The organism is Pseudomonas sp. PS01270, from assembly GCF_029959775.1.
GTDB lineage: Bacteria > Pseudomonadota > Gammaproteobacteria > Pseudomonadales > Pseudomonadaceae > Aquipseudomonas > Aquipseudomonas atacamensis.
In genome coordinates this window covers 20676-44647 of record NZ_JASCPT010000027.1, presented here as the reverse complement: position 1 = coordinate 44647, position 23972 = coordinate 20676, and the positions used below count along the sequence as shown (strand labels likewise).

General features: G+C 60.0%; 22 protein-coding genes and 2 tRNA genes. 8 read left to right on the top strand and 16 right to left on the bottom strand.

Going from position 1 to position 23972, the window contains the following annotated elements; genetic code table 11:
* Positions 1-54: 54 nt before the first annotated feature.
* On the bottom strand, positions 55-459 hold the full coding sequence (locus QMX86_RS10950) for a serine kinase/phosphatase (RefSeq protein ID WP_122611786.1): 405 nt from the start codon (positions 457-459) through the stop codon (positions 55-57).
* A gap of 140 nt (positions 460-599) precedes the next feature.
* Between QMX86_RS10950 and can the strand changes: the two genes are divergently transcribed.
* Positions 600-1244: a carbonate dehydratase gene (gene can / locus QMX86_RS10945; protein ID WP_039761245.1), complete on the top strand. Its 645-nt coding sequence runs from the start codon at positions 600-602 to the stop codon at positions 1242-1244.
* Between the two features lie 9 nt (positions 1245-1253).
* Here can and QMX86_RS10940 read toward each other — a convergent pair whose 3' ends face one another.
* Both QMX86_RS10940 and QMX86_RS10935 read right to left on the bottom strand, forming a co-directional pair.
* The gene (locus QMX86_RS10940) at positions 1254-1778 is read right to left on the bottom strand and encodes an SET domain-containing protein-lysine N-methyltransferase (protein ID WP_110646141.1); all 525 of its coding nucleotides are present in this window, start codon (positions 1776-1778) and stop codon (positions 1254-1256) included.
* A gap of 174 nt (positions 1779-1952) precedes the next feature.
* On the bottom strand, positions 1953-3125 hold the full coding sequence (locus tag QMX86_RS10935) for a hypothetical protein (protein ID WP_282384365.1): 1173 nt from the start codon (positions 3123-3125) through the stop codon (positions 1953-1955).
* 217 nt (positions 3126-3342) lie between these two features.
* Here QMX86_RS10935 and QMX86_RS10930 point away from each other — a divergent pair, with 217 nt between their 5' ends.
* Complete coding sequence (locus tag QMX86_RS10930; protein ID WP_042609686.1) at positions 3343-3633, top strand: nucleotidyltransferase domain-containing protein; 291 nt, start codon at positions 3343-3345, stop codon at positions 3631-3633.
* A gap of 60 nt (positions 3634-3693) precedes the next feature.
* Here the strand turns inward: QMX86_RS10930 and QMX86_RS10925 are convergent, their stop codons facing one another.
* Positions 3694-5112, bottom strand: a complete 1419-nt coding sequence (locus QMX86_RS10925; protein ID WP_282384367.1) for a TIGR00366 family protein — start codon at positions 5110-5112, stop codon at positions 3694-3696.
* Between the two features lie 338 nt (positions 5113-5450).
* Here QMX86_RS10925 and QMX86_RS10920 point away from each other — a divergent pair, with 338 nt between their 5' ends.
* The 3 genes from QMX86_RS10920 to QMX86_RS10910 all read left to right on the top strand — a co-directional run bounded on the left by QMX86_RS10920 (position 5451) and on the right by QMX86_RS10910 (position 9012).
* Positions 5451-6764 carry an MFS transporter gene (locus QMX86_RS10920; RefSeq protein WP_282384368.1) on the top strand — a complete coding sequence of 438 codons (1314 nt, stop codon included), beginning with the start codon at positions 5451-5453 and terminating at the stop codon, positions 6762-6764.
* A gap of 114 nt (positions 6765-6878) precedes the next feature.
* Positions 6879-8195 (top strand): PAS domain-containing methyl-accepting chemotaxis protein, encoded by a 1317-nt coding sequence (locus QMX86_RS10915; RefSeq protein ID WP_282384369.1) that lies wholly within the window; start codon positions 6879-6881, stop codon positions 8193-8195.
* 217 nt (positions 8196-8412) lie between these two features.
* The gene (locus QMX86_RS10910; RefSeq protein WP_282384370.1) at positions 8413-9012 is read left to right on the top strand and encodes a flavin reductase family protein; all 600 of its coding nucleotides are present in this window, start codon (positions 8413-8415) and stop codon (positions 9010-9012) included.
* A gap of 53 nt (positions 9013-9065) precedes the next feature.
* Here QMX86_RS10910 and ggt read toward each other — a convergent pair whose 3' ends face one another.
* Complete coding sequence (ggt, locus tag QMX86_RS10905; protein ID WP_282384371.1) at positions 9066-10898, bottom strand: gamma-glutamyltransferase; 1833 nt, start codon at positions 10896-10898, stop codon at positions 9066-9068.
* Positions 10899-11073: 175 nt separating this feature from the next.
* On the bottom strand, positions 11074-11538 hold the full coding sequence (locus QMX86_RS10900; RefSeq protein WP_282384372.1) for a hypothetical protein: 465 nt from the start codon (positions 11536-11538) through the stop codon (positions 11074-11076).
* Positions 11539-11902: 364 nt separating this feature from the next.
* Here QMX86_RS10900 and QMX86_RS10895 point away from each other — a divergent pair, with 364 nt between their 5' ends.
* Positions 11903-12295, top strand: coding sequence for a helix-turn-helix transcriptional regulator (locus QMX86_RS10895; RefSeq protein WP_282384373.1), 393 nt, complete (start codon positions 11903-11905; stop codon positions 12293-12295).
* A gap of 79 nt (positions 12296-12374) precedes the next feature.
* Positions 12375-12599 carry a SymE family type I addiction module toxin gene (locus QMX86_RS10890; RefSeq protein WP_123444155.1) on the top strand — a complete coding sequence of 75 codons (225 nt, stop codon included), beginning with the start codon at positions 12375-12377 and terminating at the stop codon, positions 12597-12599.
* A gap of 362 nt (positions 12600-12961) precedes the next feature.
* On the opposite strand, the gene QMX86_RS10885 is transcribed toward QMX86_RS10890, so the two are convergent.
* A tRNA-Met gene (locus QMX86_RS10885) sits at positions 12962-13038 on the bottom strand.
* 115 nt (positions 13039-13153) lie between these two features.
* A complete protein-coding gene (locus tag QMX86_RS10880) occupies positions 13154-15211 on the bottom strand; it encodes a methyl-accepting chemotaxis protein (RefSeq protein ID WP_282384374.1) in 2058 nt (685 codons plus the stop codon).
* A 332-nt stretch (positions 15212-15543) separates the two neighbouring features.
* Between QMX86_RS10880 and QMX86_RS10875 the strand changes: the two genes are divergently transcribed.
* Complete coding sequence (locus QMX86_RS10875) at positions 15544-16761, top strand: MFS transporter (RefSeq protein ID WP_282384375.1); 1218 nt, start codon at positions 15544-15546, stop codon at positions 16759-16761.
* Positions 16762-16929: 168 nt separating this feature from the next.
* Here QMX86_RS10875 and ychF read toward each other — a convergent pair whose 3' ends face one another.
* The 8 genes from ychF to QMX86_RS10835 all read right to left on the bottom strand — a co-directional run bounded on the left by ychF (position 16930) and on the right by QMX86_RS10835 (position 23852).
* Positions 16930-18030 carry a redox-regulated ATPase YchF gene (gene ychF / locus QMX86_RS10870; protein ID WP_016773202.1) on the bottom strand — a complete coding sequence of 367 codons (1101 nt, stop codon included), beginning with the start codon at positions 18028-18030 and terminating at the stop codon, positions 16930-16932.
* A gap of 22 nt (positions 18031-18052) precedes the next feature.
* Positions 18053-18637, bottom strand: a complete 585-nt coding sequence (gene pth / locus QMX86_RS10865; RefSeq protein WP_016773203.1) for an aminoacyl-tRNA hydrolase — start codon at positions 18635-18637, stop codon at positions 18053-18055.
* Positions 18638-18808: 171 nt separating this feature from the next.
* The gene (locus QMX86_RS10860; protein ID WP_024014298.1) at positions 18809-19411 is read right to left on the bottom strand and encodes a 50S ribosomal protein L25/general stress protein Ctc; all 603 of its coding nucleotides are present in this window, start codon (positions 19409-19411) and stop codon (positions 18809-18811) included.
* Between the two features lie 141 nt (positions 19412-19552).
* Complete coding sequence (locus QMX86_RS10855; protein ID WP_003171603.1) at positions 19553-20494, bottom strand: ribose-phosphate pyrophosphokinase; 942 nt, start codon at positions 20492-20494, stop codon at positions 19553-19555.
* Positions 20495-20539: 45 nt separating this feature from the next.
* A tRNA-Gln gene (locus QMX86_RS10850) sits at positions 20540-20614 on the bottom strand.
* Positions 20615-20651: 37 nt separating this feature from the next.
* A complete protein-coding gene (gene ispE / locus QMX86_RS10845) occupies positions 20652-21503 on the bottom strand; it encodes a 4-(cytidine 5'-diphospho)-2-C-methyl-D-erythritol kinase (RefSeq protein ID WP_122706695.1) in 852 nt (283 codons plus the stop codon).
* Between the two features lie 3 nt (positions 21504-21506).
* Positions 21507-22124: a lipoprotein insertase outer membrane protein LolB gene (lolB, locus tag QMX86_RS10840; RefSeq protein ID WP_016773207.1), complete on the bottom strand. Its 618-nt coding sequence runs from the start codon at positions 22122-22124 to the stop codon at positions 21507-21509.
* A 3-nt stretch (positions 22125-22127) separates the two neighbouring features.
* Positions 22128-23852, bottom strand: a complete 1725-nt coding sequence (locus tag QMX86_RS10835; RefSeq protein WP_273526151.1) for a tetratricopeptide repeat protein — start codon at positions 23850-23852, stop codon at positions 22128-22130.
* Positions 23853-23972: the final 120 nt, after the last annotated feature.

Genomic DNA, 23972 nt, shown 5'->3' with positions numbered 1-23972 from the left:
AAAAGATCGCAGCCCTCGGCAGCTCCTACAGGGGGCAAATTTCAAGTCAGCGGATCAGCGCTTGCCATCCAGCGGATCCAGATCCGCCAGTTCCGCTTCATCCAGCCCGTCACCGCCGCCGATGTCATTTTCATCGACCACGCTCAGATCCCAATCCGCCTGATTACCCTCACCGACTTCCTCGGCATCGCGCGCACCATCCTCGCGAATCAGGGTTTCCGGGCTCAGGTCATCGTCAGTCGGCTGATGATCATCCACCGAGGCCCCGGTCATACCCGCCTCACGCACTCGCTCAGCCGGCATCAGTTGTTCGCGTTCACGCTCGGGCAGTTCATCTCCGATTTTCGCGCTGGGCTCTTCGTCGTCGAAATCCAGCTCGTGCACCGAGCCCATGCGGTCTTCGTTATCATCGATGGGTTCCGGTTGCACCGCATCATAAGGGCGTCGTGAATCAGTCATGGCAATTCCTCATAGTGTGGGCCTTACTGAGTGGACTCACCGGGCGCGCGAGAATTCCAACGAAAACACTTTGCGCTGGCGGCGTGACTTCGACGGGCGGTCGTCTATCAAACCTGCGCATCTTTCTTGAGGCCTTATCCATGCACGATCTACAAGACCTGATTGATAACAACGAGCGTTGGGCTGACGCGATCACCAAGGAAGACCCGGATTTCTTCGCCAAACTGGCGCGCCAGCAGACCCCGGAATATCTATGGATCGGCTGCTCCGACGCACGCGTACCGGCTAACGAAATCGTCGGCATGCTGCCGGGCGATCTGTTCGTACACCGCAACGTCGCCAACGTCGTGCTGCACACCGACCTCAACTGCCTCTCGGTGATCCAGTACGCGGTGGATGTGCTCAAGGTCAAACACATCCTCGTCACCGGCCACTACGGCTGCGGCGGCGTGCGCGCGTCGATGCAGGATCGCCAGTTCGGCCTGATCGACGGCTGGCTGCGGTCGATCCGCGACCTGTACTACGAGAAACGCGAAGAACTGGCCAAGCTGGCGACCGAAGAAGAGCAGGTCGATCGCATGTGCGAACTCAACGTGATCCAGCAAGTGGCCAACGTCGCGCACACCAGCATCATCCAGAACGCTTGGCATCGCGGACAGCCGCTGTCGATCCACGGCTGCATCTACGGGATCAAGGACGGCCGCTGGAAAAGTCTCAATACCACCATAAGCGGTTTCGAACAGTTGCCGCCGCAATACCGCTTACGTCCGGTCGGCGCGCCGTAACCGCGGCGTTCAGTTACGGCCTGGATGCCGCCAGCGCTGTAAAAAGCGCTGGCCTTCAGGCGTGGGTGGTTCGTCGTAACCGGTGATCCAGCCACGGCAGCGCGACGAGCCGCAATCGCAGGCGAACTGGCGTAGCAGTTTGTCTTCGGTCGATGCGTAATCGATGCTCAGATGTTCGCCGCTATGGATATCTTTCAAGGCCCACAGCCACAACTCGCTCATGTCGAGAAATACATTCGGATCGCAGGCGTGCTCGAGCACACCGCAAAAGCGCGGATCGTAAACGTGGATGCCGGTTTGCAACTGACGGGTCTGTCGACAGCGATAGGGCAGCAATTGCCCGGAAACCCGGCACATTCGGCTAATGCGCAGAAACTCGCGGCGCGCGACCACCGCCGTGGCCATGCCACGTTCGTCGTGGATAATCTGAAAGTCCTGGCAGGATGGGAAGCCCAGCCGCACCGGAAGTCCGGCGAACGGATAGATGCCTTCTGTGTCGCGCGGCAGGTGCCGGCCCATGGCTTGATTGTTCATAACGATCCTTGTTGTTGAGTGTTGCCTCCGGGTTGTGCCCATGCCTCGCCAGGCGAGGCATGATTGGATCCAAGCGTCGCGCAATTGAAGGTACCGGTCTACTGTCAAACCTGACAGGCGCGATCACCGTTGGCCCGCGTCAGCATTGACTGACACGGGGGGCTCCGGCAGCGACTACAGAGCGGGTGCGGGCACGGCGGCCGCAGGCAAGGGCGCTTTCAGCTGTTGCAGTTGCGTCTTGACTGGTGGCGTGGCGCACTTGGCGGCGGCTTGTTCGGCGCTGAGGTCGCGGATCGAGGTGTAGAACAACTCGCAGGTTTTGACCTTTTGCGTCACTTGCCATGTTTGCGTGCAACTGTTCAGCGTGGCCTGCGCATCGCTGCCCGGCTTGCTGCCCATCCCGGCCTGCCAGCAAGCCGCGCTCAAATCCTGGCCCATGACTTTCAGGCCCGCCGCGTCAGCCTTGGCCTGGGCATCGTCGCCGGTATAGCTCTTCGGATCGGCGGCGTACCAGATATAGCTCGGATGGTTGGAACCGAGCACTGGCACATTCACCCCTTCGGCCGGACTGATGCTTGCCAGCCCCAATACGCCCACCGTCGGCCCATATTGTTCCTTGATCCAGTTGCGCACCGGCGCCCCGAACGCAACCATCGGCAGCGTCGTGCCGCTGGCGGTCTGGCTAAACTGCTTGACCAGCGTGGTCTGGTAATCCTTGAAGTAGTCGTAGACGTCCTCCAGATCCCCGCCGGCATTGGACGGCGCGGCGATCGGCGCGATGTCGATGATGGTCTGATAGGCCGGCGTCTGCCCGGCGGGGATGCCGTTATCGGTCAGCAACGTCGCCCAGCGATCGGTGGTGTTCGAGCGCAGATAGTCCTGCGCCTGGGTCAGCGAGTAGTCAGGCGGGAAGTGCAGCAACTCGACGCTCTTGCGATTCTCCAGGGCCATGCCCAACGGCAGGAACAGATACCAGCTGTAGGCCCATTTGCCATCGGCATTGAGCTTGCTGGCGCCGGCATAAGCCAGATCGCCGGCGTCGAGCAACGCTGACAGCGGCTTGTCATAGCCGTCCGGCACACCGGTGATCTCGGCGTAGAGCTGATCGTTGTCGGTCTTCACCAGCACCTTGGCATCGGCGTAACCATCGCGCTGGACGCTCTGACTCAGATAGTGAGCAACGGTCTGCTCCAGCGTCCAGTTGCGGAAGCAGATCACGCTGCAATTGTTGGGGTAGGCGAAGAGGCGGGTGACGCGCTCGGTGCTGCCCAGTTTCACGTCGACATCGGCGTGGACGGCGGCGCTTAGTGTCAGTGCAACGAGGGTAAGGCCTGCGAGTTTGAACATGCTCAGATCCTTTTCAGCGTGGGTTCCCCTCGATTTGGGGGCGCTTCATAGTGGATCAGAGGTGTTTGACAGAAAAGCGGTTGAGTGTGGATTCTTGCCTGAATGCGGTATTACCCAAGCAGCGCACATATTGTTACGGCTGTGCCAACAAGCACGCTGCCTGGTGCGCGTCCGCACTGCTAGACTGCAGCGACATCGAATTTTCCAAGGGTGAGTCATGAAGCCTTCTACTGCTCTCGACATGCAAAGGTCCGCCGTCCGCGAAGTGATCGGGCGCTTTCGTGTGGCCAACCCGCGTGTATTTGGTTCAGCATTGCTGGGGACGGATCTGGACGGTAGCGATCTCGATCTGTTGGTTGACCCGCTGCCCGGCACGACGCTTTTTGATCTGGGCGGACTTCAGGTTGAGCTTGAAGACCTGCTGGGCGTTGCAGTCGAAGTGTTGACGCCCGGTGACCTGCCAGTGAAATTTCGTCAGCAGGTGCTTGATCAGGCGCGACCCGTCTAAAGCAGCGATCAAACCAAGTTTTAAGAGCACCTGCCCTTGAGCAGGTGCGTTTTTATCTACTTACGGCATCACCGGCGGCGTATACGCCAATGTCGTCCCCAGCGCCCACAACAGCAGCAGCACCAGTGGCGTGTGCACCAGCAGTTGCACGAACGAAAAGCCGATCAGATCCCGCGCCTTCAACCCGAGCACGCCCAGCAGCGGCAGCATATAGAACGGGTTGATCAGGTTCGGCAAGGCTTCGGCGGCGTTGTAGATCTGCACTGCCCAGCCGAGGTGGTATTGCAGGTCATTGGCGACTTGCATCACGTAGGGCGCTTCGATGATCCATTTGCCGCCGCCGGACGGGATGAAGAAACCGAGAATCGCCGAATACACGCCCATCAGCAGCGCATAGGTGTCGTGGGAGGCGATGCTGACGAAGAAGGTCGAGATGTGATGCGCGAGGGTTTGCGCATCGGCGCCTTTGACCGTAGTCATCAGTGCGGCGATCGAGCCGTACAACGGAAACTGGATCAACACGCCAGTGGTGGTCGGCACCGCACGGGCCACCGCATCGAGGAAGCTGCGCGGGCGCCAGTGCAGCAGCGCGCCGAGCATGATGAACAGAAAGTTATAGGTGTTCAGGCCAGAAATCGCGGTAATCGCCGGTTTGGTCGAAAACTCGTGAAACAGCCATCCCGCCGCCAGCAGCACCAGCACGATGATCAGCAACGGGCTGTGTTCCAGCCATTCGCCGGGGCGCGTGCGCGGTTGCAGCGGCGGCAGGTTGAACGCCGGGTCGATGCCGCAGGCCTTGGCGTCGCGTGCCGAGTTCGGTCCGGGCGCGGTGGCGTAGGCGATGATGATCGAGATCACGATCAGCGCCAGCAGCATGACCCCGGATTGCCAGAGAAAAATGGTTTCGGTGAACGGGATTACGCCAGTGATCGACAGGATCGACGGCGGCAGGCTGCCTGGGTTGGCCTGCAACTGCGCTGCGGACGATGACAAGCCCAGCGCCCACACCGCGCCGAGGCCCAGATACGCCGCAGCGCCTGCGGCGCGATAATCCATTTTCAGATCGGTGCGGCGGGCGAGGGCGCGTACCAGCAGCCCGCCGAATACCAGCGACAGACCCCAATTGAGCAGGGAGGCGATCATCGAGATCAACGCTACCCAAGCCACGGCGGAGCGGCCGTTTTTCGGGATGCGTGCCAGTTTGTCGATCAGTTTGACTGCGGGCGGAGAGCTGGCGACGACGTAGCCGCCGATCACCACGAAGGCCATCTGCATGGTGAACGGGATCAGGCTCCAGAAGCCGTCGCCGAAGGCCATCGCCGCAGCGGTAGGTTTGGCGCCCATGGCCAAAGTGGCCAGCGCAACGATGATCACGGCCAACGCGGCGAATACCCAGGAATCGGGAAACCAGCGTTCGGCAAAACTGGAACAGCGCAGGGCAAAGCGCGCGGAGCGGCTATCTTCGATATCAACGGCCACGGGAAGTACCTCGGATTTTTATGGTTATTTTGGTCTCTGGCCACAATTTCAGCATTGTCACCGTACCTTGTGGGAGCGAGCTCGCTCGCGAAGGCGTCAGGTCAGTCAACAGTGATGTTGAATGTACCGGCCTCTTCGCGAGCAAGCTCGCTCCCACAGGGATTCATCGTGCTTTGTAAGCTGTGGCCCCAGCAGACAGGCGCTAACAGTAAATCAAGCGCCACCCTTTTGTTGAGCAGGTTTTCGCAAACCGAGACTATGGTCTGACGGGTTGTCGATCCGCGCTTTTGCGTAGACCATGAGCGCCTTGGTTTTTGCCGATGCCTGAGTTCTTTGTCATGACTGCCAATTCTCCAGCCCGACCGGCGCCGTTCAGCCGCTCCGACTACAAGACCCTCGGCCTTGCGGCGCTTGGCGGGGCGCTGGAAATCTACGATTTCATTATCTTCGTATTCTTCGCGCTGACCCTGAGTCAGCTGTTCTTCCCCCCGGAAATGCCCGAGTGGCTGCGTTTGCTGCAGAGTTTCGGCATCTTCGTCACCGGTTATCTGGCGCGGCCGCTGGGCGGGATTCTGATGGCGCATTTCGCCGACCGTCTGGGCCGCAAAAAGGTCTTCAGCCTGAGCATCCTGATGATGGCCCTGCCGTGTCTGCTGATCGGGATCATGCCGACCTACGCGCAGATCGGCTATTTCGCACCCTTGCTGTTGCTGGCGCTGCGCATCCTGCAAGGCGCGGCGGTGGGCGGCGAAGTGCCAAGTGCCTGGGTGTTCGTCGCCGAGCATGCGCCTGTCGGCCATCGCGGCTACGCCCTCGGATTCCTGCAGGCCGGCCTGACCTTCGGTTACTTGATCGGCGCACTCACCGCGACCTTCCTCGCGCAGGTTTTCACGCCTGCCGAAATTCTCGATTACGCCTGGCGCTATCCGTTTCTGCTCGGCGGCGTGTTCGGCGTGGTGGGCGTTTATCTGCGCCGCTGGCTCAGCGAAACCCCGGTGTTCATGGCCATGGAAGCGCAACGCGAGGCGCGAGTCGAACTGCCGTTGCGCACGGTATTGCGCGAACATCGTCTGGCCATGCTGCCGGCCATGTTGCTCACCTGCGTACTCACCTCGGCAGTGGTGGTGTTCGTGGTCATCACCCCGACCATGATGCAGAAAACCTTCGGCATGACCGCCAGTCACACCTTCGGCCTCAGTGCCCTGGGCATCGTCTTCCTCAATATCGGCTGCGTGATCGCCGGGCTGCTGGTCGACCGCATCGGCGCCTGGCGCACGGTCATGCTCTACAGCTTGTTACTGCCGCTGGGCATTGGCGTGTTGTATGGCTGTCTGATCATGGGCGGCCATTGGATCGGCATGGCCTATGCGGTCGCCGGTCTCGCTTGTGGGGTAGTGGGTGCGGTGCCTTCGGTGATGGTCGGGTTGTTCCCGGCGCGGATTCGCGTGTCGGGCATTTCCTTCACCTACAACATTGCCTACGCGGCGTGGGCAAGTATCACCCCGCTGCTGCTGATTGGTCTGATGCCGTGGAGCCCGTGGGTCTGCGTGATCTTCTGTGCAGTGATGGGCGCGGTGGGAGTTCTGACAGCGGCGTATTTCGGTGCGCGCATGCCACGTACCGGACCGTGTCAGGCGGCCGGCGCTGCCTGATCCGCAAGCGCCGGATTATTTTCGACTGACGGGTCTGGCGCTGGCTTCAGAAAAGCTGCGCAAGGCCGATGGCTAGGTTGTATCCGCTAACTACCCTGCCATCGGTGCTTTCCCATGTTCAATAAACGCTTGAAACAAGAGCTGGCCGCTCTGCGCGAAGAACTCTCCAGCCTTGTACAAGTGAAGGAAAGCCTGGAAAGCGAAATGCTCGCGCTGACCCTTGAGCCCGACGGGCGGATTCGTTCGGTCAACCAGAATTTTCTCGATGAAATGCTCTACAAGAGCCAGGACCTGGTCGGCCGGGCAATTGAAGACATCGTGCCGGGCCACGTCAAAACCGACGAATTCCATCAGCGCTTCAAAAACTCGATGAGCCGTGGCGAGCATTTTGCCGGCGCCGTGCGCCTGTTGCGCGGCAATGGCGACGAGGCGTGGCTGCGTTCCATCGTGCAACCGGTGCGCTCGTCCGATGGCCGGATCAGACACATCTCCTTCTACGCCAGCGACCTGACCCGCACCATCGAAGCCTCCCGCGAGCATGAGAACCTGATCGGCGCGCTGGTGCGCTCCACCGCCGTGATCGAGTTCGATCTCAACGGCAATGTGCTCAGCGCCAATGATCGCTTCCTCAACGGCATGGGTTACAGCCTGGCGCAGATCAAAGGCAAACATCACCGCACATTCTGCGCCCCGGATGAGTACAACAGCGCCGAGTACCAGAACTTCTGGCGGCGCTTGAACAGCGGTGAGTTTGTCGCTGGCCGCTTCAAGCGTATCGACAGCCATGGTCGTACGGTGTGGCTGGAAGCGTCCTACAACCCGGTGGTTGATGCCAACGACAAACTGTACAAAGTGGTGAAGTTCGCCACGGTGATCACCGATCAGGTCAACCGCGAGCAGGCGGTTGCCGACGCAGCCAGCATCGCTTACAGCACCTCGCAACAAACCGACAGCACCGCACAACGGGGCACCACGGTCGTCACCGAAGCGGTCAACGTGATGCGTGATTTGTCGCTGCACATGCAAGCCGCCGGCGAGGGAATCGAAGCGCTCAACGAGCAGTCGCTGGTGATCGGCACGATCGTCAAAACCATCAGCGGCATTGCCGAACAGACCAACCTGCTGGCGCTCAACGCCGCGATCGAAGCCGCCCGGGCCGGCGAGCAGGGCCGTGGTTTTGCCGTGGTCGCGGACGAGGTTCGGCAACTGGCCTCGCGCACCAGCCAGGCGACGGACGAAATCGTCGGCGTGGTACGGCAGAACCAGGAAATGGCCCGCAATGCCGTGGCGCTGATGACCGACGGCAAGCTTCAGGCTGAACAGGGCCTGGCGCTGGCGGCGGAGGCGGGCACGGTGATTGTCGAGATTCAGGACGGTGCGCAGAAAGTGGTGGATGCGGTGGGGCAGTTTGCCAATCAGCTCTCTCACTGACACCGCACTGATCGTTCCCACGCTCTGCGTGGGAATGCCGCCCGGGACGCTCCGCGTTCCTTCGCTGGCGTGACGCAGAGCGTCACAGGATGCATTCCCGCGCAGAGCGTGGGAACGACCACAGAGGGGCAGCGCCGCATCTGCTCGCTCCCACAGGTTCTGCGATTCTCCAGTGACAGCGCTACAATCGGCTCCTTTTCCTCCGGAGCAGATCCTCATGAGCGTCTCCCACCGCCGTCCGGTGCCTCTGAACAAAGCCTATCGCCTGCTCAATCACGGGCCGACCGTGCTGGTCAGCGCCGCTCACGACGGCCAGCGCAACATCATGGCCGCCGCCTGGGCCATGCCGCTGGATTTCGAACCACCAAAAGTCGCCGTCGTCCTCGACAAATCCACCTGGACCCGCCAGTTGCTCGAAGCCTCCGGCACTTTTGTGCTGAACGTGCCTTGCGTCAATCAGGCCGATATCGTGCAAACCGTCGGCAACACCTCCGGCCTGGAACTCACCCGCAACCAAGGTCACGACAAGTTTCAGGCGTACGGCCTGCACACCTTCGCTGGCGAACAGGTTGAAGCGCCGCTGCTCGAGGGCTGTGTCGCCTGGCTCGAATGCCGCCTGCTGCCGGAGCCGCGCAATCACGAGCAATACGACCTGTTCCTCGCCGAAGTCATCGCCGCCCAGGCCGATGAGCGTGTGTTCAGCGATGGGCGCTGGCATTTCGAAGGGCAGGATGGATTGCGCACGCTGCATCACGTTGCGGGCGGGCATTTCCTGAAGATTGGGGATGGGGTGGATGGCAAGACGTTGGCGGTCTGATTTACTCCCGGGAGAAGGCCTGCTGCTCGGCAGGCCTTTTTCAATGCGGTGTTTCAGTCCCCCAACGCTTCTCCCTCACGCCGAGGATCGGCACCCCCCGTCAATGTCGCTTTGCCCTGCGCGTCCTTCACCCGCACGATCGCCTGGGTGCCGCTGGTCATGTCGATTTCACTGACCGTGTGCCCTTTGTCTTTCAACGCCTGAATCAGCGCCGGGCTGAACTGTCCCTGTTCCAGTTCGGTGGGGCCATTGCGGCTGCCGAAGTTGGGCAGGTTGATCGCACTTTGTGCATCGAGGTTCCAGTCGAGCAGGCCGATGGTGGTTTTGGCCACGTATTCGATGATTTGCGAGCCGCCGGGCGAGCCGACTGTGGCGACGAATTCACCGGTGTTGCGATCAAAGATCAGCGTCGGCGCCATCGACGAACGTGGGCGTTTGCCCGGTTCGACGCGGTTCGCGACTTTCTGCCCGTTCTCTTCGGGGATGAAGGAGAAGTCGGTCATCTGGTTGTTCAGCAGAAAACCTTGAACCATCAGGTGCGAGCCGAACGCGGCTTCGATGGTGGTGGTCATCGACACGGCGCCGCCGAGATCATCCACCGCGACCACTTGCGAGGTCGAGATGCGCAACGGCGAGCGGTCCGGTGCGTAGGCAACCTGTACGCCCTGCGGTGTGCCCGGTTTGGCGCTGCCCATGCTGCGCTCGCCGATCAGGCTGGCGCGGCTGGCCAGGTAGGCAGGATCGAGCAACCCTTTGACCGGCACCGGGACGAAGTCGGTGTCGGCCACGTATTGCGCGCGATCGGCATAGGCCAGACGTTCAGCCTCGGCGATCAGATGCACCGCTTGCGGCGCCGGTTCGATGCCGGCCGGCCTATTGCTGTTCACCGGTTTGAGCGGCGTCAGCGACAGGCGTGGGTCGCGAGTCTCCAGCGCCTGCAACGTGCCGAGAATCTGCGCTACGGCGATCCCGCCCGACGACGGTGGCGGCATGCCGCAGACCTGCCAGCGCTTGTAATCGGTACACAGCGGCGCGCGCTCCTTGGCCTGATAACGCTGCAAATCGGTCAGCGACAGGCTGCCGGGGTTGGCGTGCTGTTGAACCTTGGCGACGATCTCTTCGGCGATCGGACCTTTGTACAGCGCATCGGCACCTTCGCTGGCGATGCGTTTGAACACGGCGGCCAACTTCGGGTTTTGCAGGCGTGTGCCGACAGCTTTGACGCTGCCATCCTCATTCAGGAAATACGCAGCCATGTCTGGCGACTGGCGTATCAGTGGATCGGCAGTCAGCAGCGAATGCAGGCGCGGGGAAATCGCAAAGCCTTGCTCGGCCAGTTTGATCGCCGGCTCAAACAGTTTCGCCCATGGCAAGCGACCGTGTTGTCGATGCGCCAGCTCCAGCGCCCGCAATACGCCGGGCGTACCGACCGAGCGCCCGCCGATCTGCGCTTGCGTGAAAGCCATCGGTTTACCGTCAGCCTTCAGGAACAGCTTCTCGGTGGCCCCGGCCGGCGCCGTTTCGCGGCCGTCATAGGTGCGCACCTGCTTGCCATCCCACAACACAATCATCGCCCCACCACCGATCCCGGAAGACTGCGGCTCAACCAGCGTCAACACCGCTTGCATCGCAATCGCCGCATCAATCGCCGAACCACCCTGACGCAACATCTCCCGCCCGGCTTCGGCCGCGAGTGGATTGGCAGCAGCGGCCATGTGTTTATTGGCGTGTCGGGTTTGCAGATCAGTGCGGTAACCGGAAGCGGCCTCCGGTGCCTGCGGCAACGAAGAAGAGGGCGGGGCGTTGCATGCGGTGAGGGTCAGAGCGCTGACAAGCAGTGTCAGGGCTGGCAGGCGAAAGCGCTTCAAGGGCTGGGCTGGAAACACGCGGGCTCTCCGTCCGTAGGGTAGAAGTCTTGAGGGACTTTATCGAGCGGGCGGGTGGGGTGCAAACTGCGTGAGGATTACAGCCCTCCCGCTCAGCGGCCGCGCCAATCGATTGGCCGAAAACGATGCCCTTGTGGGAGCGAGCCTGCTCGCGAAAGCGGTAGCTCAGGCGGTGCTATTTTCTTAGTTCTTCGTCGGTGTGAAGCGTGCCGTCGGCCATTTTGCTCGGCAGCATTCCCAGCACAAACACGCTGGCCGGCCCGCCGGCGCCACGGATGGCCCAGTTCAGGCGCTGTTGCAAAATCCCGCCGCCGGCCAGACGCCCCAAAGCCAGGTCGGCGCCTATTGCCGTCGCGATCGCGGTGCTGGCGGATGGCATGAGCATAGCGCCGGCGACCATGATCTTGCCGAAGTTGCTGGCTGGCTCCTTGGCAGTGCCAGCGTCCGTGCGACACCAGTTGTCCGGCGTGCAGGACTTGGCAAATACCCTGTCTTCGCGTGGCTCGGGCGCAGGCCACTCATCCTTCTCGATGTACACCGGCTCCGGTGCTTTCGGTGGAAGCAAAGTAAACCAGGCCCTGCCACCGCTATACGGATTTAATAACCAGTCATCGTCGAGAAGGTATTTGTATTGACGCATGCCAACTCCCTGCATGGCGCTGAATCGAGCCAGGGGAGCTTGTCGGTCGAAGGGCAATTCGGGGAGAGAGGGGCGAGTGCTTGAAGTGATGAAAAATACAGTTCTTACGTGAGCAAAGCCTGCTTCCTACAGGGCTATCTCAGTCCAGCGGTTTTGCGCCTGATTCAGGCAAAACCATTGTCGGTCGCGGCTGTAGTCTTTTCGTTTGAATGGCCGATTATGTCGGATTTCTCTTACAGATTATTCAGGTCGACAGCCTACGCGGCGTTGCCTGAGGATGGTTTCTGTAGTTTTTCCAGGATGGATATCAGATGAAGAGGATGAGTCCGTTGCCATTCGATTTTATTTTCAGTCGGCCGCTGTCATGAGCATTTCCAATGAGGATCGTGATTTTCTGGTTGCGTTGGGCAGTCGCATTGCACATTTACGTACGGTGCACGAGATATCACAGACGCGGTTTGCAAGGGCTTTAGGTCTTTCCCGGCAGACCTTTCAGGGTTACGAGGAGGGCACGCGCAGCATGCCGGTCACGACACTGGTGAAGATGGCATTTGCGCTTCGCGTTCCCGTTGAAGACCTGCTCGGGGTTCCCTCGTACACGGAGACGCCCAGACGCAGCTTGACCTCGACGTGGTATCGAAGGCTGCAGTCCATCAATGAGCTTTCGAAGGTCCAACAGAAGGTGATTGCGCAGATGCTTGACGCGCTGATCGCACAGGCAGCGACCAAAACAAGCAACGAAGAAAGAGAAATTTGAAGTAACCCTAAGAACGCGGAACCAGGGTGCGCCAACACCCTGGCTCCGCTAACCACAAGCAGCTAAACAGGAGCTGATCATGGCTAAAACCAAGCATACGTCATCAACCCCCATCACTGAACGCCGGTTGAAAATCGCCGCTGATTTTTACCCGGTCCACACCAAGGAAAAGCCCTACAGCCCCGCCAAACCCGTACCCTGGATCAGACTGCGCGGCCTGTGGTTACGGCAGGCAGGATTCGAGGTGAACGAGAACGTCAAAGTGCGTGTGATGAAAGGGTGTCTGGTGATTACAGCGGAATAGATGAATCGTCCAAGTACAGCCGCAACGCCAGTTGCGTAGGAAAAACGCCGCTAACCCTCAAGGGATAGCGGCGTTTTTTCTCATATAGCGCTCTTGATTATCTAGAGTTTTATGGCGGGCGGGGCCCGTAATACCTGGCTAAAAGCCTGGTTGGGAGGAAGGCATTATCTTGAATTTGATATGTGGCTTATATGAAAAAAGGCGCAGTGCAAACTGTAAGAAAGTCTGACGGATGAGCGGCTGCGAGCCCACTGATCAATCGAAAGGGCTGAAGATAGACCTTCTGTGGGTGGGGAACCGGAGGGGAGATTATTGCAGGCATAAAAAAACGGCCTACCTTTCGGTAAGCCGTTTTTAGTACTTGGTGGCTACACAGGGACTTGAACCCCGGACCCCAGCATTATGAATGCTATGCTCTAACCAACTGAGCTATGTAGCCAAGTGGCGCGCATTATTCCCCTGAAATGGCAAAGCGTCAAGCGTAAATCGAAAATATTTCTTCCTGTTTTCAACCGCTTATCCTCCAGCCCCGAAAATCGGGGCCGGGGAGGGCGTCAGCGCAGTTGGAATCTGGCGGTATTGGCGCTCAGGGCCTCGCTGCCCTGGCTCAAGGTGTCCGCCGCGAGGTTCACCGCGCGTGCGCCTTCAAGCAAACGCACCGCCGCTTGATCGACCTGCTGGATATTGCCGCTGACTTCGTCGGCGGTGCTGGCCTGTTCTTCCACAGCTGTGGCGATTTGCGCCAGGGTGTCGGTGACGCTCTGTACGGCGCTGGCGATTTCTCCCAGGCGTTCGCCGAGTCCGGTGACTGCCTCGGCATCCGATTGCGCCTGACCACAGGCGGCTTCCATCAGGCTCACCGCTTCGTTGACCGTGGCGCGCAGGCTGTCGACAGTGCCGGCGATCTGCGCGGTGGACGATTGCGTGCGTTGCGAGAGGCTGCGCACCTCGTCGGCGACCACGGCAAAGCCGCGACCCTGTTCGCCGGCGCGGGCGGCTTCGATGGCGGCGTTGAGTGCGAGCAGGTTGGTCTGCTCGGCGACGCCGCGAATGGTGTCCACGACCAGTTGAATCTGCTGGCCTTGCTCGCTGACCCGGCCAAGCGCGGCGGCGGTGTCGTTCAGGCGCTGATTGAGCTGCTGAATGCTGGCCGTGGTGCGCTGGCTGTCGCGGCTGCTGTCGGCGGCGATGCGCCGGGTCTGCTGGGCGCTGCCGGAGGCCTGTTCGCAACTCTGCGCGACGCCTTGCGAGGTGGCGGCCAATTGCGTGGCGGCAGCGGCAATCTGGCTGATCTGCAACTGCTGCGCCTCGACTTCGCTCAGGGCGCCGCTGGAGTGTTGGTTGAGGCTGCGTACCGCGTTGCTCAACTGCGAGGTCTCGTGGTCGACGCCAAGCATGCTGCTGCGCAATTGCACCACGGCGACGTTGAGCGCGGTGCTGATCGCTGCCAGCTCATCGCGCCCCACCACCGGCACTTGCAGGCTCAGGTTGCCGTCGCGCAAGGCTTCGGCGAGCAAGGTGATGCCGCTGGCGCTACGGCGGATCGAGGCTTGCAGGCAGACGAACAGGTACAACGCGGCCAGCAGCAGGCAACCGAAGATTGCGGCGACAACAATGAACTGGCGGATCGCCGAGCTGTAATACGCATCGAGCCGCTGGTCCAGCGCGATCAGGGATTGCTGGCGCAGGGAAGCAAGGTCGGTGAGCAGCGCGTCGAGGCCGCGTTCGAAGTCCTCTGGCTTGAGGTTGATGCTGCCGCCAAACACACCGTCGTCGAGGACTTTCAGGCCGCTATCGAGGTGTTTCAGGCTGTCGTGATACTGACCGGCCCAGGCTTGCAACTCGGCTGGCAGACGCGCCTCCAGCAGGCCGGCGGTTTTCACCAGTTGCTCGCGGGCGTCGCCGATGCGGCTGCGCAGGTCGCGCAACTGCAAGCGGCTCTGCAGGGTGAACTGGCCGGAAACGACTGAGGCCTGACCGACCGCCGCCAGGCGGCCGACTCGCTCGATCAGGTCCGGCGCATGTTGTGTGGATATTTGCGTCAGCAGGTAGGTTTCCAGCCACGGCGCGAGGGTCAGGCGATTGTCCATGACGATCTGCTCGCGCAAGGCTTGCAGCGCGCCCAGGGCATTGGTGAAGCGGTCATAACCGTCCGGCCACCAGCCGACACTGCTAAGGCTTTTCGAATCAAGGCCATTGAGTGCGGTTTGCAGCGCCTGAAAGCGCTCGAGGATTGCGCCGTCGGCGCCTTGCTGGTTCAGGGCATTTCCCAGCTCGGTGGTGGCTTGCAGCACCGCCGGTTGCACGCCGTCGAAGGCAGCCATGGCGGCGAGGGTGGCCGCTGTCGGCTGACGATTGGTCTCGGTGGCGCGCCAGCGGGCGGCGCGGTCGCGTTGCGCGGCGAGCAGGTTGTCCAGCGCATCCAGCGCGAGCAATTGACGCACGCCGGCACGTTCGCCGGAAATCAGATTGAGCTTCTCGCGATAGTCATGGCCGATCATCAACAGGCTGCCGGCCAGCGGCAGAATGAACAGCAGAAACAATAATTGGAATTTACCTGCGAAGCCAAACCGCCCCAGCAATTTGATCCCCGGTGAAAGGAAAGCCTGCATGCCTCATGACTCCTCTGGACACCACGCACCATTGGCGTGCATCGCGAACCTTTCGGCTGCGACCTGTGCCCTCTAAAAGGCCTCGAAAGTTCACCCATGCCCGCTCTGTAGGCCGGCTCTGTAGCGAAACTTCCCATTGTCGAGCGCCTTTGTAAGGCGATCGTGTTCAAGGGCAGAAGGAAGGCAAGATTCAGACCATGGCGTTGCGCTATCACCGTTTGCTCGACGACCAGTCAGTTAGTTAGCTGCCTAAGGGGATAGCGCGAGCGCACCGAAAAATGGCACATTGACGCACCTGCCTGCGGGCACCCATCTGCTGTCCGGAATTTTCCATGGCTATCAGCAACGTTCAGACCGCCGCTGCCTCGGCGACCGCTGCTCCGCAAAGCAGCCCCTTGGTGATGCGCATCATCGGCGCGGTGGCGCTGGCGCATTTGATCAACGACCTGATCCAGTCGGTTCTGCCGTCGATCTACCCGATGCTCAAAGCCAACTATGGCCTGACCTTCACCCAGGTCGGCCTGATCACCTTGACCTTCCAGTTGACCGCGTCGCTGTTGCAGCCGTGGGTCGGTTATCACACTGATCGCCACCCCAAACCGTGGCTGTTGCCGGCGGGCACGGTGTGTACGTTGATCGGCATTCTGATGATGTCGGTGGTCGGCAGCTTCCCATTGATTCTGCTGGCGGCGGCGCTGATCGGCATTGGCTCGTCGACCTTTCACCCGGAAGCCTCGCGTGTTGCGCGGCTGGCTTCGGGCGGCCGGTTTGGTCTGGCGCAATCGACCTTTCAGGTCGGCGGCAATGCCGGCTCCGCGTTCGGCCCATTGCTGGCGGCGGCGATCATCATTCCCTTCGGCCAGGGCAATGTGGCGTGGTTCGGTCTGTTCGCAGTGTTTGCGCTGTTCGTGCTGTACCGCATCAGCCGTTGGTACGCCAATCACCTCAACCTGTTCAAGCTAAAGGCCAGCCAGGCGGCGACGCACGGCTTGTCGAAGGGCAGGGTGACCAGTGCGCTGGTGGTGCTCGGGCTACTGGTGTTCTCCAAGTATTTCTACATGGCCAGTTTCACCAGCTACTTCACTTTCTACCTGATCGAGAAGTTCGACCTGTCGGTGGCCAGCTCGCAATTGCATCTGTTCCTGTTCTTGGGCGCAGTGGCGGCGGGGACGTTCTTCGGCGGGGCGATCGGGGACAAGATCGGGCGTAAGGCAGTGATCTGGTTTTCCATCCTCGGCGTCGCGCCGTTCACCCTGATCCTGCCGCATGTCGATCTGTTCTGGACCAGCATTCTCAGCGTGGTGATCGGCTTCATTCTGGCGTCGGCATTCTCGGCGATCGTGGTGTACGCGCAGGAACTGGTGCCAGGCAATGTCGGGATGATTGCCGGGATTTTCTTCGGTCTGATGTTTGGTTTCGGCGGGATTGGCGCAGCGCTGCTCGGGCATCTGGCGGATGTGCACGGGATTGAGTACGTGTATTTCCTGTGCTCGTTTCTGCCGTTGTTTGGTGTGTTGGCGATCTTTTTACCGCGTACCAGAAAGGCCTGAACAGACGAATCGAACTGTGGGAGCGAGCCTGCTCGCGAATGGGTGTGTCAGTTGACGAATGCTTAGCTGACACGCCGCATTCGCGAGCAGGGAAATGTACTCAGTCACTGAATTTCAGGCACAAAAAAGCCGCGTATGAAACGCGGCTTTTTCTTGCCCGGCTGTTGCTTAGACGTTGAAGCGGAAGTGCATCACGTCGCCGTCCTTGACGATGTAATCCTTGCCTTCCAGACGCCATTTGCCGGCTTCTTTGGCGCCGGCTTCGCCTTTGTACTGGATGAAGTCGTTGTAGGCGATGACTTCGGCACGGATGAAGCCTTTTTCGAAGTCGGTGTGGATCACGCCAGCGGCCTGTGGTGCGGTGGCACCGACCTTGACGGTCCAGGCGCGGACTTCTTCGACACCGGCGGTGAAGTAGGTCTGCAGGTGGAGCATTTCGTAGCCGGCGCGGATCACGCGGTTCAGGCCAGGTTCTTCCAGGCCCAGAGCCTCGAGGAACATGTCCTTCTCTTCGCCGTCGTCGAGCTCGGCGATTTCCGCTTCGATCTTGTTGCACACCGGAACGACCATGGCGCCTTCTTCTTCGGCGATGGCCTTGACCACGTCCAGGTGCGGGTTGTTCTCGAAACCGTCTTCAGCAACGTTGGCGATGTACATGACCGGCTTGGTGGTCAGCAGGTGGAAGCCCTTGATCACTGCCTTTTCGTCAGCGCTCATGTTCTTCATCAGGCTGCGCGCCGGTTTGGCTTCGGTGAAGTGCGCGATCAGTTGCTCGAGCAGAGCCTTCTGAACCACGGCGTCCTTGTCACCGCCCTTGGCGTTGCGCGCGACTTTCTGCAGTTGCTTCTCGCAGCTGTCGAGGTCGGCGAAGATCAGTTCCAGGTCGATGATTTCGATGTCGCGTTTCGGGTCGACGCTGTTGGAAACGTGGATCACGTTGTCGTCTTCGAAGCAGCGCACCACGTGGGCGATAGCGTCGGTTTCGCGGATGTTGGCCAGGAACTTGTTGCCCAGGCCTTCACCTTTCGAGGCACCGGCAACGAGGCCGGCGATGTCGACGAATTCCATGGTGGTCGGCAGGATGCGCTTGGGATTGACGATGGCCGCCAGAGCTTCCAGACGCGGATCCGGCATCGGCACGATGCCGCTGTTCGGCTCGATGGTGCAGAAGGGGAAGTTCTCGGCCGCGATACCGGATTTGGTCAGGGCGTTGAACAGGGTGGACTTGCCGACGTTAGGCAGGCCGACGATGCCGCAATTGAATCCCATGGTGTTTCCCCTCGGGTAAAAGTCAGGCCTTCTGGCTGTGCAGGTTTTTCATCGCGCGGTTCCATTCCCCGGCGAGGATATCCGGCAGCACGCCGAGGGCAAAGTCGATGCTGGCATCGAGTTTTTCCTGTTCGGCGCGTGGCGCACGACCCAGGACGAAATTTGAAACCATACTGGCAACGCCCGGGTGGCCGATGCCAAGCCGCAGGCGGTAGAACGTATTCTGATTGCCCAGTTGCGCAATGATGTCGCGCAACCCGTTGTGACCGCCATGGCCGCCGCCCTGCTTGAGCTTGGCAACGCCCGGAGGCAAGTCGAGTTCGTCATGCGCCACGAGGATTTCTTCAGGCTTGATGCGGAAGAAACCGGCGAGTGCCGCCACGGCCTGGCCGCTGCGGTTCATGTAGGTGGTGGGAATCAGCAGACGAACATCCTGACCCTGATGCGAATAACGCCCGGTCAGGCCGAAATATTTGCGATCGGCCACAAGATTCACATTCTGTGCGTGGGCGATGCGCTCAACAAAAAGGGCCCCTGCGTTATGCCGGGTCTGTTCGTATTCAGCGCCTGGATTTCCCAGGCCAACGATCAGTTTGATGGCAGTCACGATAGGGGCCCTTCCTTGGAGTGGTGGATAACATCGCCGCGATCGGGGAAAGCGGCGAAAGTGGACGAAAAATGCTCATTTACCATGGATGTAAACTCCGCGTTCTCGCCCGCTTTCTCGCTACGTTCCAGTCCGCGATGTTACTTGCTCACTCCGGCATGACAGAGTGAATTACTCTGCTTCGCCTTCTTCGGTAGGTTCTGCAGCAACACGTGGAGCGTGGACGTTGGCAACAGCCTTGTCATCGCCGTGTGCCAGAGCAACGAACTCAACACCTTTAGGAGCTTTGAGGTCCGACAGGTGAATGATGGTGCCGATTTCTGCTTTCGACAGATCGACTTCGATGAACTCAGGCAGATCTTTTGGCAGGCAGGTCACTTCGATTTCAGCAACAACGTGCGAAACTTCGCCGCCTTTCTTCACTGGAGCTTCTTCGCCAACAAAGTGTACAGGCACGATGGCGGTCAGTTTCTGGCCGGCAACAACGCGTACGAAGTCAGCGTGCATCACGTGGCCTTTGGCCGGGTGACGCTGCAGAGCCTTGATGATGACGTTCTGCTTGGTGCCACCAACGTTCAGCTCGATGATGTGGCTGTAAGCCGCTTCGTTTTCGAGCAGTTTGGCAACTTCTTTGGCCAGCATGCTGATGGATTCAGGGGCTTTGTCGCCACCGTAAACAACAGCTGGAACCAGAGCGGCGAGACGACGCAGGCGGCGGCTCGCACCTTTCCCCAGGTCGGAACGCACTTCAGCATTCAGAGTAAAATCGTTCATTTTGTATCTCCAAAATAGCCATGACCGAGTGGCGTTTGCGACCAGCGCCGAACACGGTATGGGCAAAAAAGCCCCGCCCCGACAGGAATGCCGGGGCGGGGCGCTTTTCGTCAACGAAACATTTCGCGAAGGGCAGGGCCCTTAACGGAACATCGCGCTGATCGATTCTTCATTGCTGATGCGGCGAACCGCTTCGGCAACAACCGGTGCGATATCCAGTTGACGGATACGTGCACAGGCTTGTGCTGCAGCGGACAGCGGAATGGTGTTGGTCACCACCAGCTCGTCCAGCACGGAATTTTCGATATTCTCGATGGCCCGGCCCGACAGCACAGGGTGTGTGCAGTAGGCAAAGACCTTGGCTGCGCCATGCTCTTTCAGGGCCTTGGCCGCGTGGCACAGGGTGCCGGCGGTATCGACCATGTCATCGACGAGAATACAGGTACGCCCTTCGACATCACCGATGATATGCATCACTTCAGAGTGATTGGCTTTCTCACGGCGTTTGTCGATGATCCCGAGATCGACGCCCAGCGACTTGGCAACAGCCCGTGCACGCACGACGCCACCAATGTCCGGGGACACGATCATCAGGTTTTCGAAGCGCTGATCTTCAATGTCATCCACCAGAACCGGGGAGCCGTAGATGTTATCTACCGGAATATCGAAGAAGCCCTGAATCTGGTCAGCATGCAGATCAACCGTGAGAACACGGTCGATGCCGACTACGGTAAGCATGTCAGCAACGACTTTCGCGCTGATAGCCACACGTGCGGAACGCGGACGGCGATCCTGACGGGCATAACCAAAATAAGGAATAACAGCAGTGATACGAGTAGCCGAGGAGCGGCGGAAGGCATCAGCCATCACTACCAGTTCCATCAGGTTATCGTTGGTCGGAGCGCAGGTCGGCTGAATAATGAAGACGTCTTTACCGCGAACGTTTTCATTGATCTCGGCTGTGATTTCGCCGTCGGAAAACTTGCCGACAGAGATGTCACCGAGAGGGATATGCAGCTGACGTACGACACGCCGAGCCAGATCGGGGTTGGCATTCCCCGTAAAGACCATCATCTTGGACACGCGCAGTACCTAGAGGCTGAGGGTAACCTGGATGAGTAGAGAAAATGGCAGGGGCGGCTGGATTCGAACCAACGCATGGCAGGATCAAAACCTGCTGCCTTACCGCTTGGCGACGCCCCTGTATCTGTTGCTTTCAAGTGCCGGGCACTTGATTCCTTTAGAGCAGACTTTGCAGCTTGCGATGCAACATCGAAACGTTGCTTCCTTTCGCTACAAACCCTGTAAGGGTCTCTGTCAGAAGGGCCGAGACTTTATCAGCTTCAGCTTTGCTTGGGAAGCCCCCAAACACACAACTTCCAGTTCCGGTGAGCTTTGCTTCGGTAAATTTACCTAACAAATCCAATGCGTTACGTACCTCTGGATAACGCCTTGCGACCACCGGCAAGCAGTCATTTCGACTGTTTCCCTCGGGAACGGGGCGCACTTTAATGGGCGGTGTGTTACGTGTCAACAAAGGATCGGAAAAAATTTCTGCCGTACTAACAGCGACTTGCGGCACGAGCACCAGATACCACGGTTCTTCGGGGTCGACCGGGGTCAGTTTCTCGCCAACACCCTCGGCAAATGCTGCATGGCCACGGACGAACACCGGTACGTCGGCACCGAGTGACAGGCCCAGTTGCGCAAGACGATCTTCATCCCAGCCCAGTTGCCACAAATGGTTGAGCCCGAGCAGGGTCGTCGCCGCATTCGAACTGCCGCCACCGATGCCGCCGCCCATGGGCAGGACTTTGTCGATCCAGATGTCGATGCCGAGCGCGCAGCCGGATTGTTGCTGCAACATTTTCGCCGCGCGCACGATCAGGTTGCTGTCGTGGGGCACGCCGGCGAACTCGGTGTGCAGTTGAATCACGCCGTCATCGCGCACGGCGAAAGTGATTTCATCGCCGTAATCGAGGAACTGAAACAGCGTCTGCAATTCGTGATAACCGTCTTCACGGCGACCGAGAATGTGCAGCATCAAGTTGAGTTTGGCCGGCGAGGGCAGGGTCAGGCGTGCAGCGGTCATGCTTTATTGCCCCAACTTGCGCGGTTGCCAGGTCTTGATCACCAGCGTTACGTCAAGGTCGGTGCCGTGCAGCTTGATGCGCTCGGGCAGCCAGTAACCATTCTGTTCGGTGTAGGCGGTGTATTCGACTTTCCAGCCGTCCTGCTCAAGGCTGGCCAGACGACTGTCGGCGTCCAGGTTCAAGCGACTCTTGCTTTCCGGCGCGGGCAGGCCACGAACCCACCAGGCCAGATTGGATACCGGCAATTTCCAGCCCAGCTGTTCTTCGAGCAGGGCTTCAGGAGATTGCGATTCGTAGCGGCCCTGGTTGGCGACTTCCAGCGACACCTTGCCCGGGCGCCCGGTCAGGCGTGCCGCGCCACGACCCAGCGGGCCGGACAGGCGAATGTCGTAGTAATCCTGACGCTGCAGCCAGAACAGCGTGCCGCTGCCGGAATCCTTCGGCGCGCGGATGCCGATCTTGCCGTCGATCTGCCAGCCATCAAGGCCGGTCAGTTGCTGTTTGTTCGCTGCCCATTGAGCCGGGCTGCCGTGACCCTCGACTGATTCGCGAGTGCCGAAACCCGAGCAACCGGCGAGCAGGGCGATGAAGCTGAAAACAATAACGTGGCGCAAAAGCATGGTTTAAAGATTCTCGGATCCGGTCAGGCGCTTGATGGTGCTGCGCAGAATGGTGCTGTCGGGCTGATCCTTGAGGAACTTGCCCCACACTTTTTTGGCTTCGCGTTGATTGCCCTTGGCCCAGAGGACTTCGCCAAGGTGCGCGGCGACTTCATGGTCGGGGAAACGCTCGAGCGCCTGGCGCAGGTATTTCTCCGCGTCGTCCAGATTGCCCAGGCGATAGTTCACCCAGCCGAGGCTGTCGAGTACCGCCGGGTCTTCCGGATTGATCTGGTGCGCCTGCTCGATCAGCGTTTTCGCTTCAGCGTAGCGGGTGGTGCGATCGGACAAGGTGTAGCCCAGTGCATTGAGCGCCATGGCGTTGTCCGGGTCGCGCTTGATGATCAGGCGCAGGTCTTTCTCCATTTGCGCCAGATCATTGCGTTTCTCCGCGAGCATGGCGCGGGTGTAAAGCAGATTGAGATCGTCCGGGTATTTCTGCAGCGCTTGTTGCAGAACCTTCCAGGCCTTGTCGTCCTGTTTATTGGCCGACAGGCTTTCCGACTCGATCAGATACAGCTGGATCGCGTAATCCGGTTGCTCGTCACGCTCGGCCGCCAGTTTGCTTTGCGCTTCGGCGGTCTTGCCGTTGCTCATCAGAATATCGGCCTGACGCAGCTGTGCCGGCAGGTAGTCATTGCCCGGGCCGACCTGGGCGTATTCGATGAGCGCGCCTTGTGGGTCATTGCGCTCTTCGGCAATCCGGCCGAGGTTCAGATGCGCTGAATCGACATGGCTTTCGCGAGCGATCAGGTCTTCCAGATAGCCCTTGGCTTCATCCCACGCCTTGGCTTCCAGGCACACCAGTGCCAGCGAATAACGCAGTTCATCGTCTTCCGGGTATTGCTGAACGAGGGTGGAGAATTCGGCCTTGGCGTCGTCCATGCGGTCCTGTTCGACCAGCATGCGCGCGTAAGTCAGGCGCAGGCGTTTGTCTTCCGGGTATTTCCTAATGCTTTTCTGTAACAGCGGCAGCGCTTCGTCGCCACGGTTGAGCAACTGAAGCAGGCGCGCACGCAGCAGGATCGGTGCGATTTCGCCGTCTTCCGGCGGATTGTCTTCAAGCAGAGTAAGCGCACCTTGATTGTCGCCGTCCTGCTGCAACAGCAGGGCCTTGCCGAAAATCAGCTGATTGTTGTTCGGGTGGCGCTCAAGCAAACGGTCGAAGCTTTTCATCAGACCGTTGCGGGTTTCCTGATCGGTGTCGGCGGCCGACAGCGCGAGGAAATCGAAATGGGTGTCGCCCTTGCCCTGCAGGACTTTCTCCATGTAGACCATGGAGTCGTCGTAGCGCCCGGCGCGGGCCAGCTGCACGGCGGCGGCGCGTTGCGCTTCGAGATCGTCCGGGGCATTGCGGGCCCAGATCAGCGCGGTGTCGAGGGCCGGTTGATCGGCGCCCAGATATTCGGCGATGCGGAAAGCCCGCTCGGAGACGCCCGGATCCTGGGTGTTGATGGCCTGGGTCACGTAATTGTCCAGGGCAATGTCGAAACGATTGCGCTGGCCGGCGAGTTCGGCGCTCAGCAGACTGAACACGGTTTCCTCGCTGAATGAGCCGTAAACCTTGGGCTTTTCAGGTGCGGGCGTGGTGTCTTCGACCGGCGGGGTGCCGTCCGGCGCAACGGGCGCCATGGCCTGGCAGCCGCTGAGGAAGACAAAAGCGAGGAGCAACGCGGAAGATCTATTCATATAGGAAGAGGACGACTAACCTGCGGTCGGATCATCATGACACAAGCCTTCGGCCAAACATAACCGAGACTCAATTGTGGCCATTATAGGGGCTGACGATTGGGACAATAGTCAGCGGTA